Annotated in this window: 14 protein-coding genes; 5 read left to right on the top strand and 9 right to left on the bottom strand. The window is 42.0% G+C overall.

All coding sequences use genetic code 11. The features are described 5' to 3' along the window. Positions 1 to 67: 67 nt before the first annotated feature. Complete coding sequence (gene recG, locus I3252_RS10010; RefSeq protein WP_238035123.1) at positions 68 to 2,356, bottom strand: ATP-dependent DNA helicase RecG; 2,289 nt, start codon at positions 2,354 to 2,356, stop codon at positions 68 to 70. Positions 2,357 to 2,763: 407 nt separating this feature from the next. Here recG and I3252_RS10005 point away from each other — a divergent pair, with 407 nt between their 5' ends. Next, positions 2,764 to 3,723 (top strand): patatin-like phospholipase family protein, encoded by a 960-nt coding sequence (locus tag I3252_RS10005; protein ID WP_238035083.1) that lies wholly within the window; start codon positions 2,764 to 2,766, stop codon positions 3,721 to 3,723. A 150-nt stretch (positions 3,724 to 3,873) separates the two neighbouring features. On the opposite strand, the gene I3252_RS10000 is transcribed toward I3252_RS10005, so the two are convergent. After that, a complete protein-coding gene (locus I3252_RS10000; protein WP_055125406.1) occupies positions 3,874 to 4,461 on the bottom strand; it encodes a hypothetical protein in 588 nt (195 codons plus the stop codon). Positions 4,462 to 4,992: 531 nt separating this feature from the next. Between I3252_RS10000 and argA the strand changes: the two genes are divergently transcribed. Beyond that, positions 4,993 to 6,315, top strand: coding sequence for an amino-acid N-acetyltransferase (gene argA, locus I3252_RS09995; RefSeq protein WP_201599805.1), 1,323 nt, complete (start codon positions 4,993 to 4,995; stop codon positions 6,313 to 6,315). 98 nt (positions 6,316 to 6,413) lie between these two features. Here the strand turns inward: argA and I3252_RS09990 are convergent, their stop codons facing one another. Beyond that, positions 6,414 to 7,145, bottom strand: a complete 732-nt coding sequence (locus I3252_RS09990; RefSeq protein ID WP_238035082.1) for an FKBP-type peptidyl-prolyl cis-trans isomerase — start codon at positions 7,143 to 7,145, stop codon at positions 6,414 to 6,416. Positions 7,146 to 7,606: 461 nt separating this feature from the next. On the opposite strand from I3252_RS09990, the gene I3252_RS09985 reads away from it, so the two are divergent. Continuing rightward, the gene (locus I3252_RS09985; protein WP_045452331.1) at positions 7,607 to 9,319 is read left to right on the top strand and encodes a mechanosensitive ion channel; all 1,713 of its coding nucleotides are present in this window, start codon (positions 7,607 to 7,609) and stop codon (positions 9,317 to 9,319) included. Between the two features lie 100 nt (positions 9,320 to 9,419). On the opposite strand, the gene I3252_RS09980 is transcribed toward I3252_RS09985, so the two are convergent. Next, complete coding sequence (locus I3252_RS09980) at positions 9,420 to 10,850, bottom strand: hypothetical protein (protein WP_238035081.1); 1,431 nt, start codon at positions 10,848 to 10,850, stop codon at positions 9,420 to 9,422. A 305-nt stretch (positions 10,851 to 11,155) separates the two neighbouring features. Between I3252_RS09980 and I3252_RS09975 the strand changes: the two genes are divergently transcribed. Then, entirely contained in the window at positions 11,156 to 11,824 is a 669-nt protein-coding gene (locus I3252_RS09975; RefSeq protein ID WP_045452325.1) for an SDR family oxidoreductase, read from the top strand. Positions 11,825 to 11,943: 119 nt separating this feature from the next. On the opposite strand, the gene I3252_RS09970 is transcribed toward I3252_RS09975, so the two are convergent. The 3 genes from I3252_RS09970 to I3252_RS09960 form a co-directional block, all read right to left on the bottom strand. Continuing rightward, positions 11,944 to 12,639 (bottom strand): lysophospholipid acyltransferase family protein, encoded by a 696-nt coding sequence (locus I3252_RS09970; RefSeq protein WP_238035080.1) that lies wholly within the window; start codon positions 12,637 to 12,639, stop codon positions 11,944 to 11,946. A 149-nt stretch (positions 12,640 to 12,788) separates the two neighbouring features. Then, a complete protein-coding gene (parE, locus tag I3252_RS09965) occupies positions 12,789 to 14,675 on the bottom strand; it encodes a DNA topoisomerase IV subunit B (RefSeq protein WP_238035079.1) in 1,887 nt (628 codons plus the stop codon). A 110-nt stretch (positions 14,676 to 14,785) separates the two neighbouring features. Then, entirely contained in the window at positions 14,786 to 15,433 is a 648-nt protein-coding gene (locus tag I3252_RS09960) for a YqiA/YcfP family alpha/beta fold hydrolase (protein WP_238035078.1), read from the bottom strand. A 188-nt stretch (positions 15,434 to 15,621) separates the two neighbouring features. Between I3252_RS09960 and I3252_RS09955 the strand changes: the two genes are divergently transcribed. Continuing rightward, entirely contained in the window at positions 15,622 to 15,882 is a 261-nt protein-coding gene (locus I3252_RS09955) for a DUF1289 domain-containing protein (protein WP_238035077.1), read from the top strand. Between the two features lie 2 nt (positions 15,883 to 15,884). Here I3252_RS09955 and I3252_RS09950 read toward each other — a convergent pair whose 3' ends face one another. Both I3252_RS09950 and I3252_RS09945 read right to left on the bottom strand, forming a co-directional pair. Continuing rightward, on the bottom strand, positions 15,885 to 17,213 hold the full coding sequence (locus tag I3252_RS09950) for a hypothetical protein (RefSeq protein ID WP_238035076.1): 1,329 nt from the start codon (positions 17,211 to 17,213) through the stop codon (positions 15,885 to 15,887). After that, positions 17,153 to 17,401, bottom strand: a complete 249-nt coding sequence (locus tag I3252_RS09945; protein WP_238035075.1) for a hypothetical protein — start codon at positions 17,399 to 17,401, stop codon at positions 17,153 to 17,155. Before I3252_RS09945 ends, I3252_RS09950 begins: the two co-directional genes overlap by 61 nt. Between the last annotated feature and the right edge of the window lie 227 nt (positions 17,402 to 17,628).

The following is a 17,628-nucleotide window of genomic DNA, read 5'->3' as shown; positions in this document are numbered from 1 at the left end:
CTTTTTTGCTATTAATTTAGCCATTTTAGCCCATTTAGAGGATAATCGATTGAATTGAGGACACGCCTTAGGCATTGGTATAACGACTTGCCTCAGGCATCCAGCGGTGAATCAGTTGGCTGACATCTGCCTTGCGCGTAGGATCTGCAATTAAATGTTTTGCTAAACGCTGAGCAATGGCAAACAGCTGTTCGTCACGTATCAGATCAGCCAAATAATAACCGACGTTACCCGTTTGACGTTTGCCTAATAACTCACCGGGACCACGCAATTCCAAATCTTTTTGCGCAATGACAAAACCATCAGTGCTATCACGCAGGACATTTAAGCGCTCTGTACCTGTCTCTGATAATGGCTTTTGGTATAACAGTACGCAATAGCTTTTGGTTGAGCCACGCCCGACTCGCCCGCGCAGCTGATGTAATTGCGATAGACCTAATCGTTCGGCATTTTCGATGACCATTAACGACGCATTAGGTACGTCGACCCCAACTTCAATGACGGTCGTTGCAATCAGTAAGTCGAGCTGACCTGCTTTGAATGCCTGCATAATGGCTTGTTTGTCAACGGATTTCATCTTGCCATGGACAAGACCAATGCGAATATTCAAGCGCTCATTTAAATCCTCATAAGTGGCTTCAGCGGCTTGCGCATCCAGCACACTAGACGCTTCGACCAACGAGCAAACCCAGTACGCTTGCCTACCCGCTTCACAATTAACCGCAATCCGTTCGATCACCTCATCGCGTCGATTACGGTCAATGGTCACCGTAGTAATTGGCGTACGCCCCGGTGGCAATTCATCGATAATCGAGGTATCCATATCGCCATAAACGCTCATCGCCAGCGTGCGCGGAATCGGGGTAGCGGTCATAATCAGCTGATGCGGCGTGCTATTCGCCACCCCTTTATTGGTCAGTGCCATACGCTGCTCAACACCAAAGCGATGTTGTTCATCGATAATAACTAAGCCCAATTTGGCAAACTGTACCTGCTCTTGAAATAATGCATGAGTACCGACGACCACTTGCACCATGTTTTCTGCGACTGCTTCCAATGCTTCGCGGCGCTGCTTCGCCGTTTGTTTACCAGCGAGCCAACCGACACCAATACCTAACGGTTCAAACCATTGCTTAAAATTGACCAAATGCTGCTCTGCTAAAATTTCTGTGGGTGCCATAACAGCCACTTGCCAACCACTATCAAGCGCATAACCCGCTGCACCCGCTGCGACCAGAGTCTTGCCCGCGCCAACATCGCCCTGCACCAACCGCAACATCGGGATGGACGTTGCCATATCAGCCGTAATATCTTTCATGACTCGTTGCTGGGCGCTAGTTAGGTCAAATGGCAGTGCGGCAAATAGCTTATCGGTAATCGGACTTTGTGTAGCACATTTGGGCGCTTTATGCTGATGCAGTTGCTGACGACGATATAACAAGCTGAGCTGATGGGCGGTTAATTCTTCAATAATTAAACGCTGGCATGCTGCATGAGTACGGGCACTTAACTGGGTGAGTAGCTGATATTGTCGTCCTGCGTCAGTATAAGTCGGCGGTGTATGCAGCAATACTAAGGCTTCAAATATCGTCAGATTATAGATGTTGTTATTAACTGTTCTATTAGCGACTGTATGGATATCACTGTTTGTATTATTATTGGCATCATAGACATTGGCTTTATTGACACTACTAACGCTATGACCAGTCGTATTATCTGGCACGCTACGCGCCAGTGTCGAGAATATATCTTCTGGATACTCTGCCTCTGTTACTATTGTCTTCGTCGGTTCAAAGGGCGCTAATGGCAAGTCAGCTACGACTGCAAAGTCTGTAGGAGTAAACAGCGTCATCGGCAAGCCTTCACTGCGAACCGTCTGTAATGCCAGCTTAATTAAGGTACGCAGCTTATTTTGATGCAAACCTTTAACACTTGGATAAATGGGCTGCAAACCGGTATTTACTACCGTCTCATTACTACTGAGAATTTGATATTCAGGATGGTGGATTTGCTTACCATAACGACTCACCTTTACTTCGCCAAATAATTGCAGCTGTGTCCCTAAGCTCATGGTTTGTGCAAGACCACGATAAACCTTAAAAAACCGTAGCGATATGGTGCCCGTATCATCATCTACCACGACTGTCATACCGCTGCGCTTGGTATCGACGTGCACCACACGCCCAGTAATTAACGCAGACTGTCCGTGCCCCACCTCTGCTATGGACAGCAGTCGGCTACGATCTTCATAATCACGTGGCAGATGCAGCAATAAATCAAATATTCGTTTAATATTCAATTGTGCCAACTGTTCTGCGACTTTTAATCCCACACCCGCCAGTGCCGTCACTGGCATATCTAGCGCTGAGAGTCGCAGCTCAGACCTAAAGTGGTCTGTTGGGCTAGTTAAAGAAGCGTTCACTGATACTGACATCAAGGATCCTAACGATATTATTTTTAATTTTCATATACTCATTCAAGTATTTTAAAGATACCGTAGATGATGACAGTTTTTATAAAACAGCTGTCATAAACAGGACATATCAAAACACCGACTCATTTCATTATAGCTGACAATACAATTGCTTATGTTCAGCTATTTAGTAATACTGCGTCAAAAAGCCTGAAAGTCAAACGGCTCATTTGTATCATATCAATAACTGATGTCTTATTTTCCGTATTATGGTCATTTTATAAGGTGTTTTTATGTTCCCTCCTGCCCAGTATCGACAACCTCTTCATAGTCTAAGAGTGCGACATAGTATGAGAATGCTATGCACCAGCTTAATTGCCGTACTCGGATTATCTATCAGCGCTTGTAGCTCTCTAACGCCAGTGCAGCCGTTACCTGAAACACCAAAAATAGCGCCACTTAATGTTGCGTTAGTATTGGGCGGCGGCGGTGCCAAAGGCTTCGCCCATGTTGGGGTGATTAAAGCACTAGAAGCAAATGGTATTAAGCCCACACTTATCGTTGGCACCAGCGTCGGTAGCTTGGTTGGTAGCCTATATGCCAGCGGTTACACACCAGTACAGCTTGAGCAACTGGCACTGACCACTACAGATAGCGAATTGACAGATTTTGTCTTATCCAATCAAGGTGTCATCGAGGGTATCAAACTCAAGAACTTTATCAACGATAAAGTCGATGGACGAGTAATAGAGGATTTTCCCATCCGCTTTGCAGCAGTCGCGGCGGAGAAGCATACTTTGAAAAAAGCCATTTTTACCACTGGTGATGCGGGGCTTGCCGTTCAAGCATCCTGTAGCGTACCGAATATTTTTATTGCGCCGCGCATTCCCGAAAAGGTCGGTAAAAAATATATCGATGGTGGCGTGGTCAGCCTAGTACCTGTCGATAGCGCCCGTGATTTGGGCGCTGATATTGTTATTGCCGTTGATGTGACAGATACTGGTATTAACAATATTAGCGGTGTCTCTACACTTGATAAAAAATTAAACCTCAACGGATTAAGCAGTTTTTGGGGATTTTTGGAGAGTAATGTTGTAGCTCCGCCAAGCGCCAATCGTGCCTCATCGATGCAGCGTGAACGAGATCGTGCTGATGTGCTGATTACGCCTGCGGTCAGTCATATCAGCTCACTAGATACCAGCCAGCGCCGTGCTCTCATAGCTGCAGGCTCGCAAGCTACTACCGAACAAATGGCTGCCATCAAGCAATTAATCAAAGAAAAATCTAACCAGAAATACGCGACGCTTTAAGCGCCTTGCAACGGCGTACCAAAATTTCTTGTTAACAACCCATAAAAAAGCACCACAGCAACGAGCCGTGATGCTTTTTGTGATTAAACGAATATTAGGCCAGTATTAAATAAATCACACTGATAAAATATTTAATATTAAATGACTGGCTTATTTCACACGTGCACGGTATTTAACCACTACGGTGTCATTAAGACCAACACCCTCTAAATCCCAGCGTACCGCTTTATAATACTTTAATGGAATTTCTTGTAGTTGGTTATCCACTTTTCCACGTAATGGCATACGGGCAAAAGTATTGCCGTCCGCACTGCCGTATGGAAACTCAGGTGATACTGTACGCAATAACTCTACCTGCTCAGGGATACTCATCGTCACAGTCATTTTACGGACGCGATCTGCATTGGTATTGGTAAAATAACCTTGGTACTCCAAGACATTACCTGATTGCAGGCGCGTACTAGCATTCACCGGAGCCAAAACCTCTTGACCGTTTGCATCAACGCTAATCAATGACGCGGTAATTTTACTATTGACGGCTTGTGCACTCGAGTTGCTGCTTTTAGTAGCATTGGTCTGTACAGCTGCCGAACTATCGACGGCTTGTTCTGGCGTCGGTAGCATTGCCGAGGCTTGCGTCACTACCATCGCACCGATGAGCGTACCAGCCACAACGTGGAATAAGCGATGTCCGCTCCAAGCACTAAATGGGCTAGCAAATTGGTTACTTTTTTTCATGGTTTTCATTATCCCTGGTTAATATGTCGGTAAAACGCAGCTGGTAAAAATTGAATGACTTTTGGTGTATATTGAATCTTTTACAGGCAGCACAATTTAGACGGAACATACCCACTTATAAGAAACATGCTATAAGAAACATAACTCACTATAAATGGTCGACTGTTATAGTACTGGCAGACCTAGTATCGCTGCTGATTGTAGTGACAGCTAATGGCAAGCGCTGCATACGTCTATGCTGCTGGTGTCTATCTTGTCATAGCTGGTAATCTTAGCGTATAAAGTTTTTATTTTTATTGATTATCTTCGTTCATCGCCTGTAAAGCAATAGCGTTTAGCATAGCAAAAAGTGTTTGTACGTACACTAACCCCGTGTTGAGGTTGTGTATATCATCGATCAGTGATAAAAATTGATTGATACTACTGAAATAAAAGATAGCTCATAACGGCGTTTTTTGCTATGGTAATTCTTTAGCGATAGGCATTTTTTGCTACGCCCCTTTTCTTATTCTCACTACTATTGCCCTTATTATGACTACTAGCGCCATGCCCCAAATCAACCCTGAATACGTCTATTGGTTCCGTAACTCTGCCCCCTATATCAATACCCATCGCGGCAAAACGTTCGTGATTATGTTTGGTGGTGAGGCGGTCAATCATCCAAATTTCAGCACCCTTATTCATGATTTTGCTTTATTACATAGCTTAGGTATCAAGCTGGTATTGGTACATGGAGCGCGACCGCAAATCGAAAAGAACTTAAAAGATGCTGACATTACCTCCCCACTGCATCAAGACATTCGAATTACACCGCGCGTGGCGATGCCTGCTATTTTACAAGCGGTAGGCGCTATTCGCCTACAACTCGAAGCGCAGCTGTCGATGGGACTGGCCAATTCACCTATGTATGGTTCACGCATCGATGCCATTTCAGGCAATTTTGTGACCGCACGTCCTTATGGTATTCGTGATGGTATCGATTACCAAATGACTGGCGAAGTGCGCTCTATCGATGTTGAAGCCATCAAAAACAACCTGCTACACGACCATATTGTGATTTTAGGCTCAATGGGTTATTCAGCGACTGGTGAAGTCTTTAATTTGTTGGCTGAAGACGTGGCGCTTAGTGCAGCCGTGGCACTGGGTGCTGATAAGCTTATCTTCTTGGGTGAAGAAGCAGGCATCAATGACGATGATCGCTTACTAAGAGAGATGATTCCTAACGAAGTCGATCGCTTCTTACGTGATCGTGATTTAAATTGCGAGATCAATTATTTCTTAAATTGCGCCAGTTTGGCTTGCCGCCAAGGCGTCCATCGCACCCATATTATCTCGTATGCCAAAGACGGTGCCTTATTAGAAGAGCTATTCACTCGTGATGGCTCTGGTACTCTTATCAGCCATGACCCTTACGAAGAGATTCGTCGTGCCAATATTGACGATGTGGTCGGACTGATTGAGCTATTATCACCGCTAGAAGAGCAAGGCATATTAGTCAGCCGCTCACGCGAACGCTTAGAGCAAGAGATTGATAATTATAGTGTCATCGAGCGTGATGGTATGATTTTGGGCTGCGCAGCGCTATATCCATTGGATGCAGAATCAGCAGAAGTTGCCTGTGTCGCCGTACATCCCGATTATCGTAGCGGTAGTCGCGGTGCTGATTTACTGGCATTCTTAGAGCAACAAGCGCGCAGTCATGGTCTGCACAAGTTGTTTGTATTAACGACACGGACGGCACATTGGTTCGTCGAGCAAGGCTTTGCCGAAGTCGAGGCCAGCGCGTTACCTGCATCGCGTCAAGAAAAATACCATAATGGTCGTAATTCTAAAGTCTTTCAAAAAACTCTTTAGATGCTCAATCTCTAGTCATAAAAAAGCCCTCATAATATTATGAGGGCTTTTTTATGATTTTATTTTTTAACACTGTTCACTAGGGTGTGTACTAAGTATTATTTTATTTTTAACAGCTCAACCGTAAAGATAAGCGTGCTGTTAGGCTCGATACCTGCGTTACCCGCTTCACCATAAGCAATATCTGATGGGATATAAAACTCGTATTTGCCGCCTTCTTTCATCAGCTGTAGACCTTCTGTCCAGCCAGCGATGACTTGGTTCAACGGAAACTCAATTGGCTCACCGCGCTCATAAGAGCTATCAAATACTGTGCCATCGATTAACTTACCTTCGTAGTTCACTTCAACCACGTCAGTCGCTTTTGGTGATTTACCCGTACCTGCGGTGATAACTTTGTACTGTAAGCCAGAAGCCGTTTCTTTGACGCCTTCTTTTTTAGCATTTTCTGCTAAGAATGCAGCGCCTTTGGTTTTGTTTTCTCCAGCTTTTGTTTCCATATCTTTAACGAACTTTTCTTCTTGCTCTTTTTGATAAGTCGTCAACACTTCCTGCATTTGTTCTTGGGTCAATGCTGATTTATTGCCTTCATAACCATCACGGAAGCCTTTTTCAAAGGTATCAAGATTCAGGTCACCGACCGCTTCTTTGTTACCTTCAGCCATCATGAAGCCTAAGCTATAACCTACTTTTTCATTTGCTGAGCTTTGCTCGGTGATTGAAACGCTTTTAGCAGCTGTCTCTTGGTTACCGTTATTTGTGCTACAGCCTGTTACCAACAACATAGCACTAGCAAGTGCGCCAACGCTTAAAGTAGTGATTTTTTTCATAAAGTACTCTCAAATTGTAAGGATAGTGGCGAGATGTCACATGTTCCTATAATAACAAATCTTAGTTTTAGGAACCATGTTTGCCGTCAAATTATCGGGCGAATGTACAGTCTATGTTAATATTTCTCATCATAATAACAAGTTATCACACAAATACAGTAACACGTTAAGCTTTCTATCTTTAAATCTACTAATACATCAGCTAAGCTAAATTAGTTAAGGTGATAAGTAACCGAGTGTACGTCTTTATCATGGATGATTAACATTGGCAGTAAAGCAATTAACACGAGGGAAACCAAGGTTTTTTGATAAGGTTACCTACTCAAAAATTATAATATCACCGCATAACTTACTTTAAAAACACTATTAATTATAACCATCTATGTATTGGTTTCGCTCAACAATAGCTGTACTGATGATATTGTTGAGTGGCTTTCGTATGATGATTAAAGGAGGATAAGATGAATCCAATGTACACATCTTTTAACGGTTATCTTGGTGGGCCTATCGGCTCTATTATTGGTGCTATTTTAATATTTATTATTGGTTGGCTAGTGGCACTGGGTATCGCGGCACTGGTTCGTAATGTATTATCTAGAGTCAATCTGAACCAACGCATGAACTCTTCAACGGGTAAGACCTACGATTTAGAAGGTATTATCTCAAAGATTGTATTTTGGTTCATCTTTATCATCGCGATTTCTGGGGCGCTGAATCAATTGAATTTGAACTCAATCTCGACACCGTTTGCAAATATGGTCAATCAAGTCCTAGCCTTTATCCCTAATCTTATCGGCGCTATCGCTGTGGGTATTATTGGTTGGGTCTTGGCTACTGTTGCACGCACAGCTATCAACGCGGCATTGGCGAAAACGTCAATGGATGAGCGTTTAAGTGCTCAGGCAGGTGTAAAACCGATGAGTAGCACGATTGCCGATATGGTTTATTGGTTCATCTTGTTGGTTGTTTTGACGATGGTATTGGGTAAATTAGAGCTTGATGGTTTATTTGCTCCATTGACTAATATGGTTGATAAAATCTTTAGCTTTATCCCTAACATCCTCATTGCAGGTGTCGTCTTTGTCGTCGGTTATATCATTGCCAAAGTGGTACGCGGCATTGTGACCAACCTTGTTTCTACTTTTAATGTTCAAGAATTGGCTACAAAAGCAGGCTTAAGCGAAAAAAACAGTTTGCCTAATATCGCTGGTTCATTGGCATTTTTAGTAGTGATCATTCCAACTATTATTGCTGCATTAAACGCATTGAAAATTGAAGTGATTGCTCGTCCTGCGACAAACATGCTGAACAAAATCATGGAAGCATTGCCAAACATCTTTATGGCCGTTGCAATTTTAGTCGTGACCTTCTATGTGGTACGTATGGTTGCCAATATCATCAAAGGTTTGATCGAAAACACTGAGATTAATCAATTGCCTGCGAAAGTTGGTTTACAAGAAACGATGGGCGATAAGAGAGTTTCTGACCTTGTTGGTTATGCGATTATCTTCTTTGCGATGTTATTTGCCTCAATTGCCGCCGCTGACTTACTAGGTTTTGAGCCTATCTCAGCCATTATCGCCATGTTTATTGCGTTTGGTGCTAACATTATCTTGGGCGCAATTATCCTATTTATTGGCTTTTGGCTTGCCAATATCATTGCAGGTGTCGTTGAGCGTTCTGAGCAAGGCTCACAATTCTTAGCAAACATCGTCCGTGTATTAATCATGGGTTTAGTACTTGCCATGGGTTTAAAAGCGATGGGTATTGCTGACTCTATCGTTAACCTAGCATTTGGTCTAACGCTAGGTGCCGTAGCGGTAGCCTTCGCCCTTTCATTTGGTCTTGGTGGTCAAGAAGCTGCTGCACGTTTCCTACGTAAAATGCAGGATAAAATGGACAAAGAACGTGAAGAAGCTAAAGCGAAATCTGCTCTTCATGCTAGCTCAAGTACACAAGAAAAAGTTGCTGACTCAGTTCGAGAGAACACTCCTGCTGCTTCAGGTACAATGACTAGTGACTTCCCTACTAGCACTGTCGATACCAACAACCTTAGTACGGGTCATGTAGATATCACTCATGTTGAAACAAGTGATGACGATATCGACACTGGTTCAAATCTAGCGCCAAGTAATAAAGGCTTTACTGATATTGATAATAACGACTTAAAATAAGTCATCATTAACGATATATTTTGAACAAAAAAGACAGCCTAGGCTGTCTTTTTTTATGGCGTAAATTTATTTTCTACAAAACATCGCTACAAAATCATATTCAGGACTTGGTCTTCCGTGCAGGTATATTCAAATTTAATTGCATTCGCATTGGCTCATTTTTACTTGCTGATAAATTACTTGCTGATAAGTTATTTACTGTTTGCTGTTTATGCTGTTGGTTTAAGCGCTGTAGTTGCTTGGTCAGCTGCCGCTCACGCTGGGTCATCGGATCAACGGGTTGAATCCATAAATCGATATCAATAAAGGTGTCATTAGACTCGTCAATAAAATCAATGCCCAACACAATTACATGATGCAGCTCGGCTATTGGCAGGCGGCTCGCAACATCCTGTGCAATCTTTGCTAAGTTTGGCTGAATAGCCTGTTTACTGTGCTGGCTCTCAACATCTTGCCCATAGAAGATCAATACATAATGCCGTCCCAAGCTTTCATAAGAGTGCTGATGGACGACATAACCTTCTTTTTGCAGACCATGTGCTTGTTTAGGATGCCTATATAGAGTTCGGACCAGCTCATGGCGCGAAAATAAAGACTCGTCCAATAGCTGCTGTTGCCAATAACAGCGTTTTGTTCCTAGTGTCTCTTTATCAGCATTGTCTAGTACTTCTTCATCGAGCATCTCTATCATTTGGGTGCTTAGCTGCGACCACAGAGCTGCCGCTTGCGCCATATGCTGATGATACATCTGCGCAGTCGTGCTTTTGTTTTTGTAGGCAAGTGTCATAGCGACTAATGCAGGATTGGGCTCATCTTGCACCTCGTACTTGATGAGTGCATTCTCTACTGCGATAGCGTCCGTAAACAAAGTTGGGCTATGTAAAAACTGAGTGACTAGATCTGCTTCTGATTCAAAGCTAGCGACATGATTACTGGCTGAATACTGCAATTGCCCTAAACGATAATGCAAAAATCGCCATAACTCGCATGGTGCTTGTAGGCTTGCTAATATCGCCTGCCAGTCATGCCAGCTAAAAACTTGTAGCTGCTGCATACTGTCACTCATATCCACCACCAAATCTTCCATAAAATAGCGGACACCAAAACCATGAGTGAGCCGTTTTAGGGATTGTCGTTGCTGGTCATTTATCTTAATTTTATTGATTTCTTCAGCTTTATCGGTGCGCTGAATATCAAAAACTAAAACATTATGGCTCATGTTGGCGTTATTTTTATGCTGAGCAAGATATGTCTTGTGCCATATGAGCGCGGCCTTTACTACCGTCATACGCGCAGCTTTAATATCGACCAGACTACTTTTAGCAGGCAAATACAATATGAGCTCAAGTAATGATAGGTTACCCAGTGGCAATTGATAGTGATATTGCTGAGCACGGTAATATGCGTCATATTTATGCTCAAGATGCTGCATATTGGCCAAAACAATATCTACAGCCTCTTTCTGCAAATAGCAGGTCAACTCATTAACAAGACAATCATTATCAGATAGGGTAATAGATGAGTTAGACACAGTGTTAACCTTTTATTATCGAATGGACGCGTTGTATGGTAAGTTGCTATTGATGAGCATAACACTAGAGCATGTTGAATATTCGCAAATGTTTTTGCTATAACGACAGGCTACCGACGAAAAACTTAACAAAATAAGCCTTATTAAATGCAGTCGCTTTCAGGGCAATGAGTTGTTATGATAATAGCAAAGTAGCATGATTTGCAGTCAAACTTATCGCTTATGGGCTGCCTTTGATTACATTTTTTAGAGACATTTATTAAAATTATTTAATGACCATCATATAATAAAAAGGATTGAACGTTATGAAGCGCTTTAAAGAAAAAACTGTCATTATAACAGGTGCAGATTCTGATATTGGTCGTGCAACGGCGCTTAGATTTGCACAGGAAGGGGCGAATTGTATAATCGTTGGTATTAATAACGATATTTTAGAATACATCTACGAGGATCTGCCACAGGATCATACATGGATCAATACAGGTAACCACCTTACCGTGACCAGTGATATTAATGATTTGACCCAAACGGCAAGATTGATAGAGCATGTACGCGATAAATATAAACATATTGATGTGATGGTCAACATAGATACTGCGGTCGGCATTCATCAGTCAGTTATTCCAGAACTGATAAAAACACAAGGCAATATCGTTAATGTGTCAACGCTAACGGAGATATCAGCAGACTGGAATATAGAGACCTATAAAGCTAGACAAAAGAATTTGACTGATGTTACAAAGAAGCTGGCATTAGAGAATATACCAAATAATGTACGTATTAATGCCGTATCTGCTGGATTGGTGGCAACAGACATCAGTCCAAATCCATTTATTAGCCACTCCCCACTAGGGAAGACAGCGACACCGTTTGATGTAACCGCCGCTGTGATGTTTTTAGCCAGTGATGATGCTGCCATCATTACTGGTATGAATTTACCTGTCGATGGCGGGGTGAGTACGTTTAATAGCTAACTCAATGCTTAGTTTTTTAGCCATTCTTAAAACTCATCACCGCAAACAAAAGACCCCCTGACATTAATCTGTCAGGGGGTCTTAATATAATACAGATACTCATAACTCATTTAAAAACGTTATTCAGCTGAATGATTGATATCTTGTAATGGTTGAGATAAGCGCTCAGGATGTCTTGGTATCACCCCTTTATACTGAGCATAAATTTTTGGTAAATCCGCTTCGATATCACCACTAGGATAAACCAACGACATAAAGCGTATCTCTTTAGTTTTGTAATCCATCGCTACCGGCAAAATAGGTACACCAGCGCCCACTGCTAAATAATAGAAGCCTGATTTCCAAGTTTCAGTATATTGACGAGTACCTTCTGGTGCTAAACCCAAAAATAGTGGCTTACCTGTTTTGAACTTATCAATACTGGCCTGTAATACTGAGCCTTTATCACTACGATCAATGGGAATCACCCCTATCCAACTTAATAGCTGAGCAAATACGGGCACTTTAAATAACGTATGCTTACCCATAATACTGATTTTTAAATCTAGGGCGAATAAACTGGGTATCGCATAAACCCCGTCGATATTCGAAGTATGCGGCAGCGCTAAAACTACGGCTTGTGAAATATTTGGAATCTCTCCAACTGTACGCCAACCCGCAGCTTTTAGCATAGCTGAGGCAATCACTGGCGCAATTTTATTACCGCGTTTCGGGACTAAACTACCCAGCTGCTTTCTACTAAGCTTGGGCAATATTTTAGAGTTTACAGACTGAGAAACAGCAGCTTTTGAGCGATTAAATAACTTTGATGTCATGACGGCACCACATAATAAAAGATACCTACATAATAACATTAAGCTTATACAACTAAATTGAATTTTATAGGCTTTTATTGCTTGCCAGCTTACCGGTTTATAAACTTATATAAATATATAGCTATTGATGGACATATCCATCAAGCCTACTAGGATATGTCAGCCAAATTGCCTTTATTCTCAAGCCAAACCTTGCGATCAGCAGCACGTTTTTTAGCCAACAGCATATCCATCACGCTATTAGTCAACACCATGTCATCCATATCTAGCTGAACTAAACGCCGAGTATCACGGTTCATGGTCGTCTCACGTAACTGCTCTGCACTCATTTCACCCAAGCCTTTAAAACGGGTAATCTGCGCTTTTTTATTGCCCGGCACATTGGACAAAATATGCTGAAGCTCAGGCTCATCTAACGCATAATGCACCTCTTTGCCCACATCCACGCGATACAATGGCGGCATAGCGACAAATAAATGACCCGCATCCACTAGCGCAGGGAAATGCTTCACAAATAAGGCGCAAATCAGTGTAGCGATATGCAGACCATCAGAATCCGCATCCGCTAAGATACATACCTTGTCATAACGCAGCTCAGACAAATCATCAGAGGCAGGATCGACACCGATAGCAATGGCGATATCATGAATCTCTTGGCTCGATAACACCGTATCTGATGACACCTCCCACGTGTTTAAAATCTTGCCACGCAGCGGTAATATCGCCTGATAATGACGGTCACGTGCTTGCTTAGCACTACCACCCGCAGAATCCCCTTCTACTAAAAACAGCTCAGCACCATCACGCAAATCACCACGACAGTCTGCCAACTTACCCGGCAACGCAGGACCTTGAGTGATCTTTTTACGGGCGACTTTTTTCGCAGATTTAAGACGACGTCCAGCTTTATTAATCGCCAGCTCTGCGATTTGAGTACCCATATCGGCATGTTGATTTAACCACAGACTAAAGGCATCTTTTGCCAGCGTTTGTACTGCGCCTGCTGCCTCACGACTTGATAAACGTTCCTTAGTTTGACCCGAAAACTGCGGTTCAGAAAATTTAAGCGACAGAATATAGTTCACCCCATCCCAGACATCTTCTGCCGTTAACTTGACACTACGTGGTAATAAGTTATGAATATCGCAAAACTCACGCAATGCCTCTAAGATACCAGTACGCAGACCATTGACGTGCGTACCGCCCTGAGCCGTCGGGATAAGGTTCACATAACTTTCTTGAATCGGCGTGCCACCATCAGGCAACCAAGACAAGGCAAAGGTAATAGCAGCACGTTCGCCCGCTTTCGCATCGTAATTATAATAAAACGGTGCTTCAGGTAAGGTTTCTAAACCACCCAACTGTTCGCTTAGATATTCGACCACTCCGTCAGTAAACTGCCAAACCACCTTTTCATTATTAATATCATCGACAAATTCAATCGTCAGCCCAGCTGCTAGAACCGCTTTGGCTTTTAGATTGTGCTTGAGCTGTTTGACATTAAATTTAGGCGTATCAAAAAAGCTACCATCTGCCCAAAAATGCACTCTGGTACCACGTTTGCGTTTGTTTGAGCTGATTGCTTCAGTCAACGGCGTAACTGGTGCGCCATTTTCAAACGCCATATCAAACTGTGTACTATCACGCCATACCGTCACCTCAACACGTGTTGATAACGCATTGACGACAGAGATACCCACACCATGCAGACCGCCTGACACTTCATAATTAGAAGTCGAAAACTTCCCACCGGCATGCAAACGGGTCAAAATCAGCTCAATCCCTGACTGATTAAACTCAGGATGAATATCAGTCGGCATACCGCGCCCATCATCCTCAACTGACAATGAGCCATCACTATGCAGTTGCACCTTTATGGTTTTAGCATAACCCGCCAACGCTTCATCAACTGAATTATCGATAACCTCTTGCGCCAGATGGTTTGGGCGGGTGGTGTCGGTATACATACCTGGACGACGACGTACTGGCTCAAGCCCTTCTAAAACTTCTAGCGATTGCGCATTATATTGACTCACAAATGCATCCTTAACGATTCATGTCTGATTAATTCTATTCAACCATTATAACCAAAAATAGCGACGTTAAGGTTAATAGTCCATCGCTCACGTCATATAATGTCGCCTATTTAGACTCGTACTAAATCTTGTAGCATATTTATCACCATCGGCAACTGCTCACCAAAGTCACTAAACCGATGATCGCCACCCGCTTGTAAAATAACCGTACTCCCTTGCTGTTGATAAAAGGCTTTAGACAATTCAGGATTTAGTAACTCATCGCCTTCTTTGATAAATACCGCAATTTTTTTAGGATAATTAACTTCTGATAACTGATGATCTGCAAACCATTGCAAATCCGCAGAAGTAATATCCCAACCGCCAGCAGTCGTATAGAGAATTTGATTCTTTGGCAATTCATCTTCGCCTTGACCTTCATTACTATCGTTATTTAACAGTAAGTCATGAGCAAAGCGCTGTAATGTCACGTGTGGCTGAGTACTAGGATTTAATAGTAAAGCCGCACAGCCTGTATGATTGCTTACCAAGGTGGAGAAATAGCCCCCTAATGAGCTACCAACGAATACAACTTTTGAGTCGCTGCCCCATTCTTCAACTAAACTTATCAATTGATCGAACACGTCTTGTGGCGATTTATTCAAATCGGGACACAGTACATTGATATCAGGATGATGACGCTGGCAGTATTTTTCTAATAGCATTCCCTTGGTAGAGTTCGCATCACTGTCCAGTCCATGGATATAAATCAAGTTCACGTATCATCTCACTTATTAATTTTGTTATGATTATCTTATATAGGCTAGTGACGCTAAGCATAGCACCCACTAAACAAAAATAATAACAATAAAACGGCACACCATTAATCAGTATTTGCGACATAATAATATTGTCATAATAGTTTTATGCAAGTCAAAGGAATGACGATAATAGCAATGGAGTCGCCATGAACCAACAGTTTGAGCTGTTTGAGATTGCCAATCCATGTATTGGTCTTTGCCAAAGCAATAAAAAAGGCTATTGCTTCGGTTGCCTGCGTAGTCGTCCTGAGCGTCAAATGTGGCATGACATGACTACCGAACAGCGCCGTGAAGTGCTACGGCTAGTCTCTGGACGTAGGCAACGTATCGAACAGATGAAACAGCGCAAAGGTGAGCAATTAGGATTTGACTTTGATGAAGGGGTTGAGATTGGAGAGTTGTTTTAAACTTATTTATTCAGGTACTCTTGCATATCTTGAGACCAATGCGTTTCATTTGCTTTTTCTGTCCCATCCCTGTCCATAAGAAGATTGTTGTTTAGTAGTTCATTAGGGTTCTTAGTTATGCCAAAGTATCTGGTAGTTTCTGCAAAATCCCATTCGTTATTTGCAAAAAGACGGGACTGAAATGAGTGGCAAAATATTGAAGCTATATCTTTGTCACCAAATTTAAAACTTGAAAGCAGTTCAACTATTTTTGCATCTCTAATATACTCAACATGAGGTCCATGCAAAGTTTCATAATCAATATGTACAATAGTAGAGCCATTTTTTGGTGCTTGCTTAACTGCTTTAACTAACAGGTTTTTAACATCTTTAGCTTTTTTATTGATTGATTCAACGGCTGTGCACTCCCATTTAGCACAATAAGCTTTATCGATTTCATCAGCGAATATGTTTATTACACTTTCGCTATTAGGATTAATCTTGACTAGCTTTGCAATGCAAGCGTTGGTATAGCTGCCTTGAGGATCGTAATTATCATCAAATAAAGCATGCAGCTGAGGTGATGGATATTTGACCATCCACTTATCGAAATGATCGTGTATCCTTTTCATATCCATGTGTTTTACACAGACTCTAACGTGTTCATTTTCAAAGCAAGATCCGTGTTTAACTGCTCCAGTTAATACCATATCTTGGAAAACTTTGGCAACTAAGTTGACTTCTGTTTTTTCCACTTCAACCTTGAACTCAATATCTAAAAACACTGAATGCGGATACTGAATTAAAAGTGGAAGTACTTCTCTCCACCTCTTAATCCAATGTGCTCTCTCTTTTTCAGAGTATTCAGTCACCTTGGCTAATCTTTTACATTCAACAAAATAATTTTGATTTCCGCGTAAAACGGATAAATCTGGAGTTTTACTTTTTCCTGTCTCAGGGATAAACTCCACTGTCCATCCATTCCTCAGATAACAAATTGCCACGACAAGCTCAAATAGTATAGAGTCAGGTTGATTTATTCTTTTTTTAAGCAAATCGTGTAACTTAGCATCCATTCCTTTTACCTTTTTAAGTTCTTCGCTGTACTTTCCAATTGTTGCAAAGAAAGGCCAAATTCTCGATGATTGGCTTGGCTCATCGACGGCTGGACGGTCCGCAAGTGACTCCGCAAGATATAAATACCATGCAACCCAATCTTCGTAAAAAGCCATTCTAGTCTTCTTATTACTATCAACATCGTATGCATCTTGCTCTTCGTTGAGGTTCTTTGCTATTTTACTAAAGTACTCAATAACATTCTGTCTGCGCTCAAACCAATCATCGTAACCCATATATTCAAGAAACCAGTGAAGAGCTTTTTTATATCAATGGTTAATGGGTCATCATGTCGATTATCAAACAGTTCGTAGAATTCCTTATATTCAGATTGTATTGTACTATCTTCAATACTGTTTAGTCGGTCAGATGAATTTTCCATAGCTCTTTTAGCTATTCCTACATTTCTTTCAATATGTTTCATTATTAAACTCCATGTATTCTATAGCGACTTATTATCTTGAAACAGCAATAATAATATCACCAACCGAAAGTATAAATATAACCATAGGAGCCTACTAGCGTATTACTTAACATTGAGGAATAGGACAATAAATAAAGCTGTATCAAGTATCACACTGGTATTTTTTAAGCATAAAGAAAACCCCCTTCTGCATAAGCAGAAGGAGGTTTTACTTTTAGAATAGAGAG

The sequence above is a fragment of the Psychrobacter sp. Ps4 genome (genome assembly GCF_022129285.1).
GTDB classification, from domain to species: Bacteria; Pseudomonadota; Gammaproteobacteria; order Pseudomonadales; family Moraxellaceae; genus Psychrobacter; species Psychrobacter immobilis_A.
Note: the sequence above shows the minus strand (reverse complement) of the source record. Positions and strands in the feature narration are given on the sequence as shown.

What these genes read in the sequence shown, in the direction of transcription:
- I3252_RS10005 (WP_238035083.1), top strand. Translation starts at nt 2,764, where the DNA reads ATGAGAATGCTATGCACCAGCTTAATTGCCGTACTCGGATTATCTATC.
- argA (WP_201599805.1), top strand. Translation starts at nt 4,993, where the DNA reads ATGACTACTAGCGCCATGCCCCAAATCAACCCTGAATACGTCTATTGG.
- I3252_RS09990 (WP_238035082.1), bottom strand. Translation starts at nt 7,145, where the DNA reads ATGAAAAAAATCACTACTTTAAGCGTTGGCGCACTTGCTAGTGCTATG.
- I3252_RS09945 (WP_238035075.1), bottom strand. Translation starts at nt 17,401, where the DNA reads ATGAAACATATTGAAAGAAATGTAGGAATAGCTAAAAGAGCTATGGAA.
- I3252_RS09985 (WP_045452331.1), top strand. Translation starts at nt 7,607, where the DNA reads ATGAATCCAATGTACACATCTTTTAACGGTTATCTTGGTGGGCCTATC.
- I3252_RS09955 (WP_238035077.1), top strand. Translation starts at nt 15,622, where the DNA reads ATGAACCAACAGTTTGAGCTGTTTGAGATTGCCAATCCATGTATTGGT.
- I3252_RS09950 (WP_238035076.1), bottom strand. Translation starts at nt 17,213, where the DNA reads ATGGGTTACGATGATTGGTTTGAGCGCAGACAGAATGTTATTGAGTAC.
- I3252_RS09970 (WP_238035080.1), bottom strand. Translation starts at nt 12,639, where the DNA reads ATGACATCAAAGTTATTTAATCGCTCAAAAGCTGCTGTTTCTCAGTCT.
- recG (WP_238035123.1), bottom strand. Translation starts at nt 2,356, where the DNA reads ATGCCAGTGACGGCACTGGCGGGTGTGGGATTAAAAGTCGCAGAACAG.
- I3252_RS09975 (WP_045452325.1), top strand. Translation starts at nt 11,156, where the DNA reads ATGAAGCGCTTTAAAGAAAAAACTGTCATTATAACAGGTGCAGATTCT.
- I3252_RS10000 (WP_055125406.1), bottom strand. Translation starts at nt 4,461, where the DNA reads ATGAAAAAAAGTAACCAATTTGCTAGCCCATTTAGTGCTTGGAGCGGA.